Source organism: Pedobacter sp. UC225_61 (assembly GCF_044452285.1).
Taxonomy (GTDB): Bacteria; Bacteroidota; Bacteroidia; order Sphingobacteriales; family Sphingobacteriaceae; genus Pedobacter.
Genome location: NZ_JBIOAL010000001.1, coordinates 1,174,502 through 1,193,355, shown reverse-complemented (window position 1 = coordinate 1,193,355; position 18,854 = coordinate 1,174,502). Strand labels below are relative to the sequence as shown.

The window sequence follows — 18,854 nt, the reverse complement described above, 5'->3', positions numbered from 1 at the left end:
CTGTGTGTAAAAGTAACTGATATATCATTCTTCTTATGGTGAAGCAGATAAATTATACCATCACATTACTATCTTATATCTAAGTTTTGGGTTTATTAATAAACAAAAAATCCTCTAAGAAAACTTAGAGGATTTATATTTTATGCGCTTTGATAAACTCAGCGTGACAATTTGATACTATTTATTAACGTACATTACTTCTTTAACCGCTTTCACTACTCTTTCTGCATTAGGTAAACTAGCTGCAATAAGTGTTGGAGCGTATGGAAGCGGTACATCGGCACATGTAATACGTAAAATTGGGGCATCTAAATGATCGAATGCATTCTTCTGAACGTTAAATGTAATCTCTGAAGAAATTGAAGCTAATGGCCAAGCTTCTTCTACAATTACCAAACGGTTAGTTTTTTTAACTGATTCGATAATAGTTGCGTAATCAATAGGGCGAACCGTTAACAAATCGATCACCTCTACATTAATACCGTCTTTAGCTAACTCTTCTACAGCAGGATTTACTACGCGAGTTAACATTTTACCAAAAGTTACGATGGTTACATCGCTACCTTCTTTAACAACTTGTGCTTTACCAATTTCTAAGGTGTACTCGCCTTCTGGCACATCGCCTTTATCGCCATACATCACTTCAGATTCCATGAAAATAACTGGATCTGGATCGTTAATGGCTGCTTTTAATAAACCTTTAGCGTTATATGGGGTTGATGGAACTACTACTTTTAAGCCTGGGCAGTTTGCAAACCAGTTCTCGAAATTTTGAGAGTGTTGTGCACCTAATTGACCTGCATTACCTGTTGGACCACGGAAAACGATTGGAACAGAGAACTGACCGCCGCTCATAGAAAGGATTTTTGCCGCAGCGTTTATAATTTGATCTATTGCTACCAATGAGAAGTTAAAAGTCATGAACTCTACCACTGGAATTAGGCCATTCATTGCTGCACCAATACCGATACCTGCAAAACCTAGCTCTGCAATTGGAGTATCGATAACGCGTTTATCGCCAAACTCATCTAACATTCCCTGGCTAACTTTATATGCACCATTGTATTGCGCAACTTCTTCACCCATTAAAAAAATGTTCTCGTTTTTACGCATTTCTTCGCTTAATGCTTCGCGTAGTGCTTCTCTAAATTGGATCTCTCTCATTGTTTATTCAAAAATTACCAAGCGCAAATATAACTATTGTATCGTAATTATAAAGTCTGTTTTACTTACGCCTTGCTAATTATTTTGTGACACAGAATTAAGTTCTTTAATCGCTTTAATCCGTATTATTTTATTCCTCTTCTTTAGAAATATCCTCTCCAAAATGGATGATATTTCCATTATTATCCAAAATAGAAAACTGGCGCATTTTCCATGGCATATTTTTTAATTTCCCATTCGGGTGAACAACGCCTTGCTTCTCGTACTCGGCATAGAGCTTGTCAACCTCTGTTACATTAACATAACAGCCTGTATTTTTTGGAATGCTTTCATCACTTGTTGGCCAAAGGTGAATGTTAATTTCATCTTTACTGAAGATCAAATATCCATCCCAATTGTTATGGAAGGTAAAGCCAAGCTTTTCTGTATAGAATTTGATGGTTTCATCGGCATTTAAGGAGGCGAGGATGGGTGTTGCGGTTTTTAACATAATTGAATGTTTAATTATTTATTATCCAATAGCGAATAAATTTCACTGTCTAAAAATTTACCATTAAAATAATAATCTTCCTTAAAATAAGCTTCTTTTACAAAACCATGTTTTAGTAGAATTTGCCGAGAAGCATCATTTCCTGGATTAATATTGGCTTGTATGGTATGCAATTTCATTTGGTTAAAGCCAAAGGCGATTGTTGCATTTAAAGCTTCGGATATTATTCCTTTTCGCCAATAGTTTGGGTGTAACATGTATCCAATTTCTGCTCGGTAATTAGCCAAGTTTGCACGCCAATAGCCAATAGACCCAATCATTTGGGTTGGATTTTCTTTTAATGCAATTACCCAAGCTAAATGCTGACCTTGTTTAAATCCGTCATTAAAAGTAGCTATAAATGTTTCTATATCTTTAACTGTTTTTGGTCTTTCACGATCTATAAAACGCATTACATTTTCATTGGTTCGCAGGGCGAATAACGTATCGGCATCTGTTAATGCATGTTCTCTAAGCAGTAATCTTTCGGTTTCTAAAACTGGGAAAGATGGGAAATTGAGTTGAAGCATATTTCTACTTTGGCAAATGTGTAGACAACTGGTTATTAATTATCAAAGTTATTTTATTCTTAAACTTTGACAAACTGTTTGGATGGCGAGTTGTAAGTTTGCCATCTTACATTTTATTTATTTCCCAAATAAGGTTTTATAAATGGAATATTTGTAATTATCTGGGATAGCACTTGCGACAAAATAAGGCGCCTCAAACAATTCAGTTAGTTTTTTTCTCAGCTCAGCTAAAAACTCAGGTTTAATTTCTTCAAGATAATCTCCAGAGAGATTTTGTCTACCAGATTTAAACCAAATTCCATCTTTATTCATCGTTTTAACGATATAAAGATTTGGCTCTACACAAGTTTTACCCGCAAACTGCTCGTAGGCATAAGTGTAAAGTAAAGTTTGGATTAATGCCTTGTTGATGTGCTTTCCATCAGAATTAAAAAGTTCTGGAATATCTTTGAAAGTTAGTTTATCACTTCCTGTTTTATAATCTATGATTTTTGTAACTCCATCCTTAAGATCAACCCTATCTATGTAACCAAAAATCTTAATGCTGGCTTCTTTTCCGTTCAGTGGGAAAGCAATTTCGGCTTCTACTTTTTGCTCTAAACTTATGATATTGAAAGGTGTTTGTCTAACATCCTGATCAAGAATAATCGTTACATAAGCATCTACAATGGCCAAAACTACTTTTTGCATTCCTTTATATTCAAGAACCTTATCTGGGTTTTTAAACATTACAAAGTTGAATGCTTTCTGGATAAGTGTAGGAACTAATTTCCTTCTTTCATTAATTCGTTCTGCGGTAATTTCTGCAATCCTTAAATCCTGATAGAAATACTCCATCACTTTGTGCAAAACAGAACCAATTTCATTTGCTTCCACTACTGCACTAACCTCTTTGGGTTCTTTAATGCCAGCAATATAATTGAAGAAAAAATCTATGGGATTTGAAATGTATTGAGTTAAAGCAGATGGAGAAAGTGTCTTCTTTTTATCTAAATAAACTTGTAGTGCTTTTTGAATAAATTCATTGCCAGCTTTCTCAATTTTAACTTCTTTAAATGGTTCTGTTTTTACATCGAGATTAAGTTCATTGTAATTAAAGTCGAAACCACTTTCAAATTCTAATTGTTTGAGAATTCTGCTGGCTTCACCAGAAGTAGATTCATCGGTTAAACTGTTATAAACAAAGTTGATGTTTTTTGCTCTCTGTAGTAAACGGTACACCATATAAGAGGAAATTGCATCTAAATTTTCTAATACCGGTAAGCCATAAACTCGTCGTATGCTATCAGGAATAAAGCTATTTCCAATTGATGATTTAGGAATAATTCCTTCATTAAAACCTAAGATAACAACCTTGTCAAAATTCAAATTTCTAGTTTCTAACAATCCCATTACCTGGATACCATTTAATGGGTCGCCTGCTAAAGGAACTGCAATGGCCTGCAAAGATTTCTGAACCAGATAAATTACAAAAGGAATTTCTTCGTTGGCAATATGTTTTCCAAAAGTATCGTGTAGCCTATTGAGTTCTTGAATAGTTTTTACAAATAACTCTGCATCAATTTTCTTGAGCGTTTTAGCATTTGATAACCGAGTTAAAACATAGTCGAGCACTTCTAATAGATAGGTTACCACATTTTCCGGTTTATCAATCTTCTTATAGAAAACTTCAAATAATCCGCTTTGCTTTAACAACCGTTGATGTTCTATTTCTACGATGTTTTCATTTAATAAAGCCGTCTGGATTTTATCTCTCATCTTTTGGCTTAACCCAGATAATGGATGTGTGATAAAAGCCTCTACGTTTTTATAGGAAACTTTATCGCTTTGCAAAACCTCTAATTGACTGGTTAACCATAAATCTGCCAAACCAAATATGCTAGATGTGGCCAACGCAAAACCCATGGTTACGTTTAAATCAATGTTGTTCCCATTGTAACTTGTTGGTATGGTTTGTAAGGTTGGAATGAGCAGACTTTCATCAGCTAACACAACAACAGTTGAACCGAGTTCTTCTGTTTTCTCGTAATCATCAACTAAAATATGGTTCAAAATTTTTGCTTGTGCCGATTGACCTTGAACTTTGAAAACATTAACCGAATGTTCAGCTGTTTTCATCAAACTTATTTGGTTTTCGAACACATTTTTTAAGCCCAACTGGCTGATGTTTTTTCTTAAGAATAAACCAGATTCTTGTAACGCGTCGTTTAGATAATATTCATCGGCATCAAAGTAAAATAGTGCCTTTTCAGCTTCTTGTAATTGCGTAAATATTTTAGCTTCAGCACTACTCAGTGCATTAAAGCCCACAAAAACAATCTTTCCCTTTTCAAAAGTCTTTAAAAATTCCTGTTCATTAATATTTCCTTCTGCCAAGAGGCGATAAGCCTGTCCGTTGGTAATGTAATCTTGAGCTTTTAATGTTTCGTGGAACTTGTGATAAAGCTTTGGCATTCTGCGCCACATCTTTATAAAAAGCTCTTGTTGTTTTTTGTGTTTTCCCTCAGAATAAGATGTCCAGAATTGAGCTAAAAACTCATATTGCTGCGGACTTAAATAGTCGAAGTCTTTATTAATGATTGAAATATCTTCCAGGTCTTGATACAGCTTTTCTGCATCAATCAAATCACTGTCTATTTGACTAAAATCACTTAATATAATCTTCGCTAATGGAAAAAATTTATGACTAGAAATGGTTTCCAATTTCTCTTCAACCAATAGTTGATTATAGATTTTATGCAAGGTGAAAAACTGCAGGTAAAAATCGGTAATCTTGTATGTTGTAGCGTTTGCAAAAAACTCTTGTATGGTAAAAAATGATGGGCTAAAGAATGGTTTTTGGATAATATCTGCCAAGTGTTTCTGCAAATAAGCAGATGGTCTTTTGTTGTTAAAGATAATGGCACAGTGTTGTAATTGCGAACCAAATTTCGCTATCAAATCTTCCGCAACTTCTTGTAAAAATGGTTTCATATTCTTTTCCATATTAAACCATTTTTAATTTACCACTAACCGCATAAAACAAATATGTTTTCACATTTTCATAACCCATTTCCAACAACAAATTTTTATAATTATCTATTTGCTCAATGTGTTTATCGCTCTCTTCCAAGGTGAATTTATAATCCAAAATAATAACTTCATCATTGGTTATTAAAACTCTATCTGGTCGGTGCAATTTTCCTTTAGCATCGATAATATTTTTCTCTGTAATACTTTCTGTCGCCTTACTTAAAATAGCTTTTAAGTCGGTATTATTTAATACTTCTAGCACAGCTGATTTTAAATCTGATTGCTCTTCATCTTGTACAATTCCCTGTAAAACCAATCCAGTAATGTAAGTTTCAACTTCCTTTTCTGTACTGGCATTTGCCAAAATATCGTGTAGTAGTGATCCTTTTCTACCAGATTTTTCAATGTTCACTAAATGCCTTAAATGCTTCTCTTCCGATGGAACATATAATTCAGATAATCTTGTTGTAGTTGGGTAAATAGTTAAACTGATAAAATTAGATTCTTCAACTTTGTTTTCAATCTTCACATAATCTTCAATCGCATATAAGTTATTCTCATCGAAATCAGCATCAAAAGTGTGATTAATTACATCGCCCATTGTAGAAAGTTTAGGCTCTTTTTTAGCCATTGTGGCGATGTATAAATAATCCTTCGACCTTGTTGTAGCCACATAAAGCATATTCAAAGCATCCATGTTGTTGTACAAAAGCTCTTCGTAATACGCTTTTGAAATCGATGAGTTCGATAAATCCTCAGTGTATTTTAATGGAATTCCACGCAACTCTTTGTATACCGTGTCTTCTGATGAAACCCAAAAAGTGGAGTTCGCCTTCCCTTTGATTTCCCAATTACAAAATGGCACAAAAACAGCCCTGAATGCTAAACCTTTAGATTTATGAATGGTAATGATTTGTATGGCATCAACTCCTTCTGGCGACGGTAATGATTTTTTCACACCATCTTCATCCCACCAAGTTAAAAATGCAATAATTCCTTTTTCTCCCATCCGACTAGCATTGGCCGTTAAATCTCTAAATGCTAACAAATATGGTAGATGTTCTTGCAGATTTTTTAAGCCGTAACTCTCAATTAAAATCTCTACCAACTCTGGTAAAGGCAATTGCAACCAACTTTGCCAATTTTCGCACAAAGTGGATGGAAGAACAGTAGACAAACTGCTTAAAGAAACACCATTTAAGTTTAAATAATGATTGGCATTTGCTTCCTTTCCTTGCAAAGAATGATAAAGCGCAATACAATTTGCTTTGTATAATGCAGTTTGCGCATCAATACCAATTAAAACCTTTAAGGTATTGATGATTAATTGTATTGCCGAATTATTTGAAATTAACAAAGCATCGCCAGATAAAACCGGTAAATTTTGCTCCATTAATTGCTGAACTGTTAACATTGCTTCGCTGTTAGAACGAACCAAAATGGCAATATCTTTTAACGAGTAGTTTTGTTCATCTTTTAGGTAATTAATTTCATGTATCACATCAGCTAAAGCCAAATCTCTAAAAACAGTTTCTGTAAATCTAGCTTCATTTGGTGCGTCGTCTTTACCAAATTTCTTGATTTTTATGGTTCCACCTTTTAAGGTATTTGGTGCATAATTTTGTGTAGAACCAGCATAAATATCAGTGATAATTTGTTGGTAGTTTTGTGCTTGCCACCAAGCGGAAATACTTTCAGGTTTGCCTAATAAATTTTCATTTAACTCATTTTGTAATGTTAATGGAATTTGGCGATACAGAAAATTATTAAATGTGATGATATTCTCTGTACTTCGGTAATTTTCAGCTAAACTATCTTCTAAAACATTGTGCGCACCAACATCCACTTTGGCGTGTTTATGTAAAATATTCCAATCGCCATTGCGCCAACGATAAATGGATTGTTTGGTATCGCCAACAATTAAGTGGTCTATAACATCTGGATTTGGCGTAGCAATGGCATTGGTTAAAAGTGATTTGAAACTTCCCCACTGACTAGTTGAAGTATCTTGAAACTCATCGAACAAAAAGTTACGATACCTATTTCCAACTTTTTCCCAAATAAAGGATGGGTTGTCTCCTGCATCTTCTGTAATTCCAGAGATTAATTTTTGCGCATCGCTAATTAATAGGTTATCATTTTCTGCTCTGTACTGTTTCAAAAGCACCGCAATTTCTTGCATCAACCTTAGATAGTACAGATTTTTATTAAAGGCAATTGCTAAACTATAGTTTGGCAAATGTGCTAAATAATGATCCTTTATTTTCTGCAAGATCGGATTAATTGTCTCATAAACTTCTGGCAGACTTACATTTTTCTGGAACCATTCTTCAGGCTCATCAATGTATTTGAATAACGTCTCTAGGTGAGAGAAATCGCCTCTAGCAACTAAAATTATTTTCTTTAATCCATTTCTCGATTTTCCTTTTAATTCTTCTGTTTCAACACCTAAAACATCCATTGCTTCATTAGCTTCTGTAGCTAAAGCAATTATCTCTTCTTCAAAATTTTTAATCTCGGATTTGGTAACGCTGATATATTTTTTGAATAATTCATCTATGTTTTCTAAACCCAAATCTTCAACAGCAGCTTCGAAAATTTGAAACCGTTCAGAGAAGATTTCGGCAATTAAATTGTAGAGTTCAATTTTGTAATTCCAACTTTTATTATCGCTAATTCGCTCGATGGCTAAATCTATAATCCATTGTAAAAGTTGTTTGTTATGGTCTAAAGCTTCATCTAATTTGTTTACCAAATCATCCTTTACCTTATCATAATTCATCTCTAAATTATAATCGGCATTTAGGCCCAACTCAAAAGCAAAACCACGAATTACCTTTTGCACAAAACCATCAATCGTGCTAACAGAAAAACGGCTGTAATCATGAAGGATTTTACGGTAAACTTTCTCTGCCTTAAACTGCAATTCCTGTGCACTAAGATTTGGATAGGCAGCAAGAATTAACTTCCTGTAATCTTCAATTTTTTGAGCTGGAGTTCCTTTTGCCAGACCAACCAAAACTTCTAGAATTCTGGTTTTCATTTCTTCGGTTGCCTTGTTGGTAAAGGTTACCGCTAATATTTCACGGTATTTATTTTCGCCACTAAAGAGTAAAGTGAGGTAATGTGCTGTTAAACTAAATGTTTTACCAGAACCCGCAGAGGCTTGAAGAATTTTGATTGGTTTGTTAGACATGTTAAAATACTTATTCCCAAAGTACGCTTAAATCTTTAGAGTTGAAAAGCAGATTTTCAACAATAATTTTACTCTACCAAAACACTAGTCTTTATTTTATTATTTAATTTTGAAGCAAATATTTATACTTTTAATTATGAAAAAATTACTTCCAATATTTTTTACGTTGTTTATTGCAAGTGCAGGTTTTGCACAAACTGCAACAAAGCCAGCTGTTCATCTCTACAATCCACAAGCTAATGCACAAGCAGATATTGATGCTGCGGTTGCAAAAGCCAAAGCAGCAAAAAAACATGTATTTGTTCAGGTGGGAGGAAACTGGTGCATTTGGTGTATTCGTTTTCACGATTTAGTTGATTCTACACCAGAGTTAAAAGATCTTTTAAATAAAAATTATGAGACTGTTTTATTAAACTGGAGCCCTGAGAACAAAAATGAAGCAATTCTTAAAAAATTCAATTACCCAGGTCGTTTTGGTTTCCCAGTATTTCTAATTTTAGATGGCGATGGAAAGCTAATTCACACACAAAATTCTGCTTATCTAGAAGAAGGAAATGGTCATAGTGTAAAGAAGATTACCGAGTTTTTGAAAAACTGGAATTACGCAGCACTACAACCTGAAAATAATAAATATTAGTATAACTACTATTAAATAAAAAAGGGAAGCACTTTAACAGTTGCTTCCCTTTTTTATTTTACAATCCATCACCATATTTAAAGAAACTATTTACTGAAACTGGTAATTTACCAGTTGGCATTAATTGATTTTTAAACACTGATGCCGCAGCTTTTTGCATGAAATCTTCTTTTTGATACGCTACCAAAAGTGCTTTTGCATTTTCCAATCCTGGCATAGCAGCTAAATTATATGGATTAGCGAGCAATACAAATGCTGCATCTTTCTTAGCCATATCTGTCATAAACATTTTTAAATCTGCACTTAATACCATTCCATTTCCTGGTCTCAAACGCATATCTACAATATCAATAATTACTTGATCTTCTGGCTGAATTTCTGCCAATACTTTTGCAATTGCATTAGCATTTGCCGTTTTTCTAAACTAAAGGAAATCGAATTTTTATACATACTAGCCAATTCCTTTTGAAAAACAGTTGCGTCCGGTGTTCCGATATTTATTATTACAGTTCTTTTGTTAGGTGTTAATTGCTGTACAAATTCTCTTCCTTTTAACAAGGTCATACTCGCATCGGCTAATTGTTGTAACAACGTCAAACTCTCCGGACGATTTACTTCTGCAACTACATTATCTTCATTAATGGTTTGCTTTACATTTAACCCTGCCCAATATTTTGCAGTTAAAATTTTCTTTACACTCTCATCAATACGCTCCATAGTCAGTCGTTGATCTTTTATCGCCTGACGCACCATTTTCACCGCTCTTTTGCTGTTTTCAGATAATTCTAAAATATCGTTCCCTGCAATGATACCCATTACATCGGCCTCGCCATCTTTAAAATATTTAACAACGCCTTTCATGCCCATTGCATCAGAAATAATAATTCCTTTAAACCCAATTTCTTCTTTTAAGATACCCGTAACTATTGGCTTAGATAACGTTGAAGGCATATTTGGGGTTGCATCTAACGAAGGAATATTCATGTGTGCAATCATTACACCAGCGGCACCTTTTTTCACTAATTCTTTAAATGGATACATTTCTAACGTATCTAATCGCTCTTTGGTAAATTTAAGTTGAGGTAAATCAAAGTGAGAATCTACATCAGTATCTCCATGACCAGGGAAATGCTTAATACTTACTAATAGTCCACCATCTTGCATTCCTTTTAGGTAAGCCGCACCTTTCTCTGCTACATTATATTTGTTTTCGCCAAATGAACGATAATTTATTACCGGATTTTTTGCGTTGTTATTTACATCTACATCTGGAGCTAAATTCATATGCATACCAACTCTTTTAAAGTCCTTGGCAACTTCTAAACCCATTTTATAAATCAATTCTTTATTTTGTACAGCTCCCAATGCCATTTGATATGGATATGCAATTGTACTATCTAAGCGCATGCCTAAGCCCCATTCGCCATCTGATGCAATTAATAAAGGTACACGAGCCAGTTTTTGATATTTGTTAGTTAATGCTGCTTGTCTACCAGGACCTCCTTGGAAGAAAACTAATCCGCCTACGCGTTCTCTTCTAATTACTTTTCCAATTGAATCTGTAAATGCTTTACTTTTATTGGTATAAGCTGCAACAAAAAACATTTGTGCAATTTTTTGTTTCTTATTCAGTTTTTTAAATACTGAATCTACCCATTTTGGTTCTTGCTTTAATAATTCGATATACGGTGTTTGTTGTGCTTTTAATTGTGTTGTGGCAAAGCCAATAACAATACTCAAGGTATAAGCTAGTGTTTTTTTCATTTTTTCCGATTGTAGATTGGGTATAAAATTAGGTAAAATATTAAAGTTGACGCTTCAAATACGCAGAAAACATAATTGCCAATATTAAATATTAAATAGATAATCCGAGTCATCGGCAAGTTATTGTATTAAATTTAATACACTTTAGCGGGTATTTTTATTAACTATGCTTTTACTTTTTTAAATGTTTAAACATTGTTTAAATGGCTAATATTCAATTTATAACTGCATTATTTTAACGTTTTAACAAAATAATTAAATCACTTTGGCACATTTATTCCTTATGGGTAAGAAATTAAAATTGTAAAAAAGATGAAAAAAATAATTATTCTAGCAATGGGCTTGTTTATTACAGGAGTTGCAAATGCACAATCAACAGATAAGGCTATCCGATTTGGAATTAAAGCTGGCGCCAACTATTCTAACATTATTAAAGACGATGGAAACAACGACTTTAAAACTGATTATTTGGTAGGTTACCATGCAGGTATCACGTTAGATATTCCGTTGTTGCCTAATTTAGCTTTCACACCAGAGGCTTTATACTCTACTAAAGGTTACAAATCAAGCTCTACTTTTGGCGATTTTACTCAAACTACTCATTTTATTGATATTCCTATTTTAGCTAGTATTAAATTAGCTGAAGGATTAAATGTGGTAGCTGGTCCTCAAGTATCATTCTTATTATCTACTAATAATAAATTTGAGAATGGTTTCGGTACTGCTGAACAAAAAATCGTTGAAGATGATTCTGATCGTTTTAAAAAGAGTTTAGTAGGTGGTGTAATTGGTTTTAGATATGACTTTAGCGATAAAGTTGGTATTAATGGTCGTTATGCTTTAGATTTCCAGAAAAACAATGAAAATGGAAGTACGCAAACACCTGAATATAAAAACCAAGTATTCCAGTTAGGTTTAGGTATTAAATTTTAAGTTAACGATAGCGCAGTTGCGCTTGTTAATTAAGGAAGACCGCTTTTATAAGGCGGTCTTTTTGTTTCAAAGACATTCACTTTTCTTAAAACAATATGATGAATTAAAAGTTATAGTAACATCGCTCTTCATCGTATTAACCTAAAAATATATGTTATGAAAAATGTAAGCACACCAAAAAACAACCCAACTGTACAAGGTAGTTCAAAAGCAGATAGGGCAACTCACAATATCAAATTGGATAAAAAAGAAAATGGCATCAGCAATGCTGGTGGACAACGATCAGATCAAACCTCAAATAAGGATAATCAACGAAAAAGGGGAGAATAATTAGTAGAGCATCAGTTAACACTGGTGCTTTTTTATTCTTTTGCTAATTGGATAATATCTTTTACTTCTAAAATTCTTCTTTCCTTATCAGATTTTAAAGTATTTATCATGGCTAAACCTATTTCATGTAGGCTTACAAAACTATTTTGATTGATGCTTTTTAAAATGGGGAACAACCACATAAAAAATTTATAAAATGTATGTGTGTGTTTTAATCCGTTAATGGGTTTTATGATTCCCGGTCTAAAATTAAATACTTGCTTAAATGGCAACTTCATCAAATCGTTTTCGGTTTTACCTTTTACAATTGCCCAATTTATGCTACCCTGTTCACTACCGTTTGTGCCCGCTCCAGAAACATAGCAAAAAGTCATATCGGCATTTAATCTGCTTAGTGTTTGGGCTACATGAAGTGTTAACGTATAAGTTAACTTAAAATATAAATCTTTTGCCATTCCGACAGAAGAAACACCTAAGCAAAAAAAGCAAGCATTATATCCTGTTAATTGAGATTTTATGGAAGAGAAATTGAGAAAATCTTGATGGATAATTTCTTTTAATTTAGGGTGACTATATCCGCAAGGTTTACGGTTAATCACTAAAATTGCTTCTATTTTTGAGTTTTGTAAACACTCATAAAGTACGCCTTCGCCAACCATGCCAGTTGTGCCTGTTAGTATAACTCTTCCTTTAGTTTCCATCCTAATTTAAATAATAGCTAATTTACTATTATTTATATTTGTTGTATCAAACTACCCTGTCATGCCAGAGTTACTTTTATTATGTGTAATGCTAATTCCGCAAATAGTTGCTGGAGTCTTTGCAAAAAGCATGGGTAGAAATTTTTGGTTTTGGTTTTTCATTTCTTTCCTTATTCCTATCATTTCTCTAATCGTTTTGCTGTTTTTGGATGATAAAAGTGAACAACAAAAGGGTTACGGATTGGCAGACCATGTAAAAAAGGAAAACGATGTAAACTAAAAAAGCCTTAATCGGTAAAGATTAAGGCTTTATGTATGTTATTTATTTTAATTTCTAGCTCTTTGTGCTCCACCTAATAAATAATCTTTTGGTGGTTCCATATTTAATAGGTTTTGTACAAAATAATCCCAACGTCTACGCATCATGTACGATGAGTAAGGGCCATAACCGTGTGCACTATTAGGGAAAAGTACTAAATCAAAACTCTTGTTAGCTTTTTCTAACGCTTCTACTACTAACATGGTGTTAGATGGTGGTACGTTATTATCCATCATACCGTGTGCTAACATTAATTTACCTTTTAGGTTTTTCGCATAGTTTTGGTTTGCCTGAGCTTCATAATTAGAATTTTCTACTAAACCATTGTAGCGTTCGCCCCAATCATCCTCGTAATTACGGTTGTCATGGTTTCCTGATTCGGCTATGCCTACTTTAAAGAAATCTGGATAACGGAACATCGCTGCAGCAGTTGCGAAACCGCCTCCAGAGTGGCCCCAAATACCTACTTTGTTGGTATCAATTGGATATGTTTTTGATAATTGTCTAATAGCCGCAATTTGATCTGGCAATGTATTTTCCGCCATATTACCATAACTCATGTCATGGAAACTTTTTGAGCGGAAGGGATTGCTTGTGCCTTCAATTACAACTACAATAAATCCTAATTCAGCTAACGCTTGATGATCGCCTCTTGATGCTGAAAATGACCAGTTTCCTACGCTTCCTCCCTGTGGACCTGGATAAATGTAATCGATAACTGGATATTTTTTATTCGCATCCATTTTAGTTGGTGTAAACACCAAGCCATAAATATCGGTGGTACCGTCGTTCGCTTTTACATTTACTGAAATTGGCGCTTTCCAACCTGTCGCAGCTAATCTCGAAACATTTGTTTTTTCCAAACTAGTTACCAATTTCCCTTTTATGTCTCTATAAGCCATTGTTGCAGGTGTTTCTGGAGTAGAATATGTATCTACAAAATAGTTATTTGATGGAGAAAACGTAATGGTGTGATTTCCTTGATCTGGAGTTAATAACGTCAAATTTTTACCATCAAAGCCAACTTTATAGAAATAACTAAAGTATGGATTTCCTAGTTCACGACCATTGCCCATAAAATAAAGCACTCTATTTTTTTCATCTACTCTAAGTAATTTTGAAACTAACCAATCGCCTTTTGTAATTTGATTTTTTAGTTTCCCTGTAGTTGAATCATATAAATAAAGGTGTCCCCAATTATCTCTTTCAGAATACCAGATAATTTCTTTTGAACTTGGTAAATAACGCCAGTTAATTGCGCCACGACCCGATTCGAATTGTGTTTTAACTGTTTCTTCGAAAACCTCCCTAACTGCACCTGTAGTTGCATTTGCAATACGGAATTTCTCATTTTTATGATCGCGAGAAGTAGATAAAAATGCCATCTCAGAGCCATCAGCTTTCCAATCGATATCATCAAACGTACCACTACTTGCAATATCATCACTCAATGTAGCTCTGTGTGGATCTGCAGGAATATTTAAGCTAACTACTTTTGCATTTTCTACATCAATAATTACTCTTCTAATCGTAGCAATTACTTTATCGCCTGTCAAAGGGTATTTCCATGCTTTTAAAACGGGTGCACCAACATTTGTTGTAACCAAATACATATCGCTCACATTTCTTTGATCTTGCTGAAAAGTAGCTACTTTTTTCGAATCAGGCGACCAACGCACAATTGGTCCATCGCTCATAGTCCAACCAGCATTATCAGTTGCATAACCGTAATTTTTAATGCCATCGGTAGTCAATTGAGTTTCCTTTTTGCTCTCTACATCCCTAACCCACAAATTCCAATCTTTAATAAATACTGCTTTTTTGCCATCAGGTGAAACTACTTCATTTCTATTTCCAAAGCGTCTTCCACCTGGTGCTGGTGCAGCAGCATCAGCAGTATATGCTGTAGTTAAAGTTTTTGTCTTTTTAGCCGGATCAACCAAAAAAGTTTGATTTCCACTTTCATTCCTTACGGTGTACCAAAATTTATCATTGTCCAGCCAGTTTAATCTTCCTGGTGTTCCATCAATAAATTTTTCAGTATTGTAGCTCATAAAGCTCTCGGCTCTTTCGTAGTCTTTTGCGGTAGAACTCCCTTGCTGGGCATTTGCAGCAAATGTTAATGCAATTGCTGATGCCGTAAGTAAATATTTTTTCATAATTTATTTTCTTATGGGATAAAAATAGGATGTTTTCTATTTATTGATTTCAACGTATTAGGAATAATACATTTACTCCAGATTGACCATTTAACTAATCGTAAACTTCTTTATTAATCACTTGCGGCATTTTTTGATTATTTAATGCAGCTATAATATTTCTTGCTGCCATTAACGCCATTTGATCTCTAGTTTCTAAAGTTGCCGAACCAATATGTGGAAGCACACAAACGTTTGGTAAATTAAGTAGGGGATTGCTTTTATCCATCGGTTCTGGATTAGTTACGTCTAAACCGGCTCCCCAAATAGTTCGATTTTGAATAGCTTCAATTAAATCTTTTTCGTTATGTACTGCTCCTCTCGCCGTATTAATGAACAGTGCAGACGGTTTCATTTTGGAAAAAGCAGTTTGATCGAAAATTTCTCGAGTTTCATCAGAAAGATTGGCATGTACAGAAATGATATCGCTCTGCGCCAATAGCTCATCAAAAGTAACATACGTTGCATTTAACAGGTCTTCAGCTTCCGTATTTCGTTTTCTATTATGATAAATAATTTTCATTTCATAAGCTGCTTTAGCTTTTTTTGCTAATTCTATACCTATCCGACCCAAACCAAAAATACCTAAGGTTTTACCGTATAATTCAATACCTAAATTAGCGGTTGGTTCAAAGCTTTTCCAACTACCTTGCTCAATTTTTTTATGCATATTAAATGCATTACGAGAAACGGCAAGCATTAATAAAAAAGCCACATCAGAAGTAGCTTTACTTAACACATTGGAAGTATTACTAATGGGTATTTTATACAAATTTGCTGCGCTAATATCCACATTATCATAACCCACGCTCATTAAAGCAACGCATTTTAAATGGTTACACTGTTCAAAAAAATTAGAATCTAATTGATTTCCCACCTACACTTAATACTGCATGGTGTTGCTTTGCTAACTTGATTAGCTCCGCTTTTGTTAACGCAGTTGTCTCCGAATGAATTGTAAGCGTATGTCCTACTTCTTCAAGTAATTGAATGCCTTTTTGAGGTATCCTTTTGGTAATTAAAATTTTCATTTCGATAGGTAAAATACAATTATTATTTAATTAATAGCGAAAGTAAAAGACGGAGAAAAAAGGATTCGAACCTTCGCTACCATTACCGTTACACCCAATTTCCAAGCTGGATCATTCTAGCACTGTGGATCAAGCGTAAAACTCGTTTAGCAAAGGTGAACAATTAAGGTTAAGTTGAGGTCATCTTAATAGTAAGTCCGCATCTAGTCCGCATCTAGTCCGCGTTATCATGTAATATTGCGGACTAGATGCGGACTTACTATGGTTTTAATATAACCTTAACACGAAGCAAATAGGAACTTTAAATGCTCATCCAACTGGTACATCTTTATAGGCAAAAAATCAAAAAGCTTTCTATACTTTTTTGCTTTCCACTACTTTGGCATCAGTGCCTTTTTCCTGAAACAAAAAATGCCCAAGCAAAGCAAGGGCATCTTATTATTATATTTGGTTAGTGTTAGTCTATAACGGTAATTTTAAGCATGTTTGTTTTGCCTTTAACTTCCATTGGAATAGCTGCTGTATTGATAATTACATCACCTTTTTTAATTAGTTTTTTCTTTTTCAAGAAATCGTTTACCTCAGTAATGGTATTATCAGTACTCTCAAATTTATCGTAGTAAAATCCTCTTACACCCCAAACTAAGCTCAATGTATTTAATAAAGCTTCATTACTTGTAAAAATAAATATTGGAGACTCTGGACGGTGACTAGCAATTTCAAAAGCGGTATAACCACTCAATGTCATTGAAACGATACCAACAGCATTCGTTTGCTTAGAAAGGAAACAAGCAGAATCGCAAACTGCATCACTCAAGAAACTATCTGAATTTGCTATTAAAAATTTCTCTGGGTGGAAAGGGTAGCTATTATCTTCAATGTTAGATATGATTTTTTGCATCGTTTCGATTACAATCAATGGAAACTCTCCAACTGAAGTTTCTCCACTTAACATTACTGCATCAGCACCATCCAAAACTGAGTTTGCTACGTCATTCACTTCTGCACGCGTAGGGCGAGGCGTGGTAATCATGCTTTCTAGCATTTGTGTGGCAATGATTACTGGTTTAGAAGCTGCTCTACATTTCTGTACAATCATTTTTTGCAATAATGGCACTTCTTCCATTGGCATTTCTACTCCCAAATCTCCACGAGCTACCATAATCGCATCAGAAACTGCAATAATCTCATCGATGTTAGCAATTGCTTCTGGTTTTTCAATTTTAGCAACAACCCTTGCAGTTTTGCCTCTTGCTTTAATAATATCTTTTAGTTCGGTAATATCTTCTGCGTTACGCACAAAAGATAAACCAATCCATTCTACATCATTTTCTAAAACAAATTCTAGGTTTTTACGATCTTCTATGGTTAATGAAGGAATAGAAACTTTAGTATTTGGAAGATTTACACCTTTTCTAGATGTTAAAATACCACCATGCACAATTTCGCAAACAACTTCATCCTTATAATTGGTTTCTAGTACTCGCATTTGCAATTTTCCATCATCTAAAAGGATAATTTCACCTGCTTTTACATCTTGTGGGAAGTTCTCATAAGTAATATAAATCCGCTCTTCGTTACCCACACATTCTTTAGTAGTGATTACTGTACGGTTACCATTAACTAAATGAATACCACCATCTTTAACAGTTCCAATTCTTATTTTTGGTCCTTGCAAATCGGCTAAGATTCCAACATTATATTTATATTTTTTATTGATACTACGTATAGTATCTAAAACTTCTTGATGATCAGCCTGAGAACCATGAGAGAAATTAAGGCGGCAAACATCTAGTCCTGCATTAAACATACTATACAAAACATCTGGTTTGGCTGATGCCGGGCCTAAAGTGGCCACTATTTTAGTTCTTGAATGAAAAGGTTTCATTTTTTATTATTTTATTGAGATAAAACAAAAAGCAGGAATTTATTGAAAATAACGTTGTTTTATCTATTTGTTTATGTTGTGTTTCAGTTTTATTAAGATTCAAATATAGTGTATTTAATACACGAACAATATAAAATTTACATTACTAAATTCTCTTTCGACTTTAATTTAAGGGGATCAATCTGCGCAGCTACCTGTATATCAGGTAGTTTATTTAATCGAGTTAGAATAAAATTGAGATCTTCTTTATCTATATATTGATGAATTATCATAAAAAAATCTACTTTATTCATTTCAGGAATCAAAAACCCTTCGCTATTTCGATTGTTAACTAAATAATACTCTATTTCGCCCTGTTCTACAAAATAATAAAACTTAGAAAATGAAAGTGGAGCTTCATCAATATTATAATAAACCTCGTGATCATCAACCTTTTCGAAATCAAATTCTAAGCTATTATTTATTTTGTGACATAGAATATAATCTTTTAAAGATGCCGTTATAGCGATTAAAACAAAATCAAGGTCTAAAGAGAGTTTTAAATAAGTTTTGTTCAAAACAGAATATTTTTTTAGAATTACGAAATTATAAAACTAATTTTACATTAAGTTTGAAATAAAAA

At 33.8% G+C, this 18,854-nt stretch carries 17 protein-coding genes; 4 read left to right on the top strand and 13 right to left on the bottom strand.

Going from position 1 to position 18,854, the window contains the following annotated elements:
• Positions 1-177 precede the first annotated feature (177 nt).
• The 5 genes from ACHMWN_RS05790 to ACHMWN_RS05770 form a co-directional block, all read right to left on the bottom strand.
• Positions 178-1,164 (bottom strand): pyruvate dehydrogenase complex E1 component subunit beta, encoded by a 987-nt coding sequence (locus ACHMWN_RS05790; RefSeq protein ID WP_397298490.1) that lies wholly within the window; start codon positions 1,162-1,164, stop codon positions 178-180.
• A 130-nt stretch (positions 1,165-1,294) separates the two neighbouring features.
• The gene (locus ACHMWN_RS05785) at positions 1,295-1,654 is read right to left on the bottom strand and encodes a bleomycin resistance protein (RefSeq protein ID WP_397298489.1); all 360 of its coding nucleotides are present in this window, start codon (positions 1,652-1,654) and stop codon (positions 1,295-1,297) included.
• A gap of 14 nt (positions 1,655-1,668) precedes the next feature.
• Positions 1,669-2,223, bottom strand: a complete 555-nt coding sequence (locus ACHMWN_RS05780) for a GNAT family N-acetyltransferase (RefSeq protein WP_397298487.1) — start codon at positions 2,221-2,223, stop codon at positions 1,669-1,671.
• A gap of 117 nt (positions 2,224-2,340) precedes the next feature.
• On the bottom strand, positions 2,341-5,208 hold the full coding sequence (locus ACHMWN_RS05775; RefSeq protein WP_397298485.1) for a PD-(D/E)XK nuclease family protein: 2,868 nt from the start codon (positions 5,206-5,208) through the stop codon (positions 2,341-2,343).
• A gap of 1 nt (position 5,209) precedes the next feature.
• Positions 5,210-8,431: a UvrD-helicase domain-containing protein gene (locus ACHMWN_RS05770; protein ID WP_397298483.1), complete on the bottom strand. Its 3,222-nt coding sequence runs from the start codon at positions 8,429-8,431 to the stop codon at positions 5,210-5,212.
• Positions 8,432-8,567: 136 nt separating this feature from the next.
• Between ACHMWN_RS05770 and ACHMWN_RS05765 the strand changes: the two genes are divergently transcribed.
• A complete protein-coding gene (locus ACHMWN_RS05765) occupies positions 8,568-9,068 on the top strand; it encodes a thioredoxin family protein (RefSeq protein WP_397298482.1) in 501 nt (166 codons plus the stop codon).
• 58 nt (positions 9,069-9,126) lie between these two features.
• Here ACHMWN_RS05765 and ACHMWN_RS05760 read toward each other — a convergent pair whose 3' ends face one another.
• Both ACHMWN_RS05760 and ACHMWN_RS05755 read right to left on the bottom strand, forming a co-directional pair.
• Entirely contained in the window at positions 9,127-9,453 is a 327-nt protein-coding gene (locus ACHMWN_RS05760; RefSeq protein WP_397298480.1) for a hypothetical protein, read from the bottom strand.
• A complete protein-coding gene (locus ACHMWN_RS05755) occupies positions 9,423-10,832 on the bottom strand; it encodes a glycoside hydrolase family 3 protein (RefSeq protein WP_397298478.1) in 1,410 nt (469 codons plus the stop codon). Before ACHMWN_RS05755 ends, ACHMWN_RS05760 begins: the two co-directional genes overlap by 31 nt.
• A 312-nt stretch (positions 10,833-11,144) precedes the next feature.
• Between ACHMWN_RS05755 and ACHMWN_RS05750 the strand changes: the two genes are divergently transcribed.
• Together ACHMWN_RS05750 and ACHMWN_RS05745 are read left to right on the top strand one after the other, a co-directional pair.
• Entirely contained in the window at positions 11,145-11,765 is a 621-nt protein-coding gene (locus ACHMWN_RS05750; protein ID WP_397298476.1) for a porin family protein, read from the top strand.
• A gap of 156 nt (positions 11,766-11,921) precedes the next feature.
• On the top strand, positions 11,922-12,095 hold the full coding sequence (locus ACHMWN_RS05745; protein ID WP_397298475.1) for a hypothetical protein: 174 nt from the start codon (positions 11,922-11,924) through the stop codon (positions 12,093-12,095).
• A gap of 32 nt (positions 12,096-12,127) precedes the next feature.
• On the opposite strand, the gene ACHMWN_RS05740 is transcribed toward ACHMWN_RS05745, so the two are convergent.
• Positions 12,128-12,796 carry an epimerase gene (locus ACHMWN_RS05740; protein ID WP_397298473.1) on the bottom strand — a complete coding sequence of 223 codons (669 nt, stop codon included), beginning with the start codon at positions 12,794-12,796 and terminating at the stop codon, positions 12,128-12,130.
• 61 nt (positions 12,797-12,857) lie between these two features.
• Between ACHMWN_RS05740 and ACHMWN_RS05735 the strand changes: the two genes are divergently transcribed.
• Entirely contained in the window at positions 12,858-13,076 is a 219-nt protein-coding gene (locus ACHMWN_RS05735) for a hypothetical protein (protein WP_397298471.1), read from the top strand.
• A 47-nt stretch (positions 13,077-13,123) separates the two neighbouring features.
• Here the strand turns inward: ACHMWN_RS05735 and ACHMWN_RS05730 are convergent, their stop codons facing one another.
• The 5 genes from ACHMWN_RS05730 to ACHMWN_RS05710 all read right to left on the bottom strand — a co-directional run bounded on the left by ACHMWN_RS05730 (position 13,124) and on the right by ACHMWN_RS05710 (position 18,789).
• Complete coding sequence (locus ACHMWN_RS05730) at positions 13,124-15,274, bottom strand: DPP IV N-terminal domain-containing protein (RefSeq protein WP_397298469.1); 2,151 nt, start codon at positions 15,272-15,274, stop codon at positions 13,124-13,126.
• Between the two features lie 94 nt (positions 15,275-15,368).
• Entirely contained in the window at positions 15,369-16,127 is a 759-nt protein-coding gene (locus ACHMWN_RS05725) for a 2-hydroxyacid dehydrogenase (protein ID WP_397298468.1), read from the bottom strand.
• Positions 16,128-16,167: 40 nt separating this feature from the next.
• Positions 16,168-16,344 (bottom strand): hypothetical protein, encoded by a 177-nt coding sequence (locus tag ACHMWN_RS05720; RefSeq protein WP_397298466.1) that lies wholly within the window; start codon positions 16,342-16,344, stop codon positions 16,168-16,170.
• A 457-nt stretch (positions 16,345-16,801) separates the two neighbouring features.
• On the bottom strand, positions 16,802-18,232 hold the full coding sequence (gene pyk, locus ACHMWN_RS05715; protein WP_397298464.1) for a pyruvate kinase: 1,431 nt from the start codon (positions 18,230-18,232) through the stop codon (positions 16,802-16,804).
• Between the two features lie 137 nt (positions 18,233-18,369).
• A complete protein-coding gene (locus ACHMWN_RS05710; RefSeq protein WP_372820861.1) occupies positions 18,370-18,789 on the bottom strand; it encodes an IPExxxVDY family protein in 420 nt (139 codons plus the stop codon).
• Positions 18,790-18,854 lie beyond the last annotated feature (65 nt).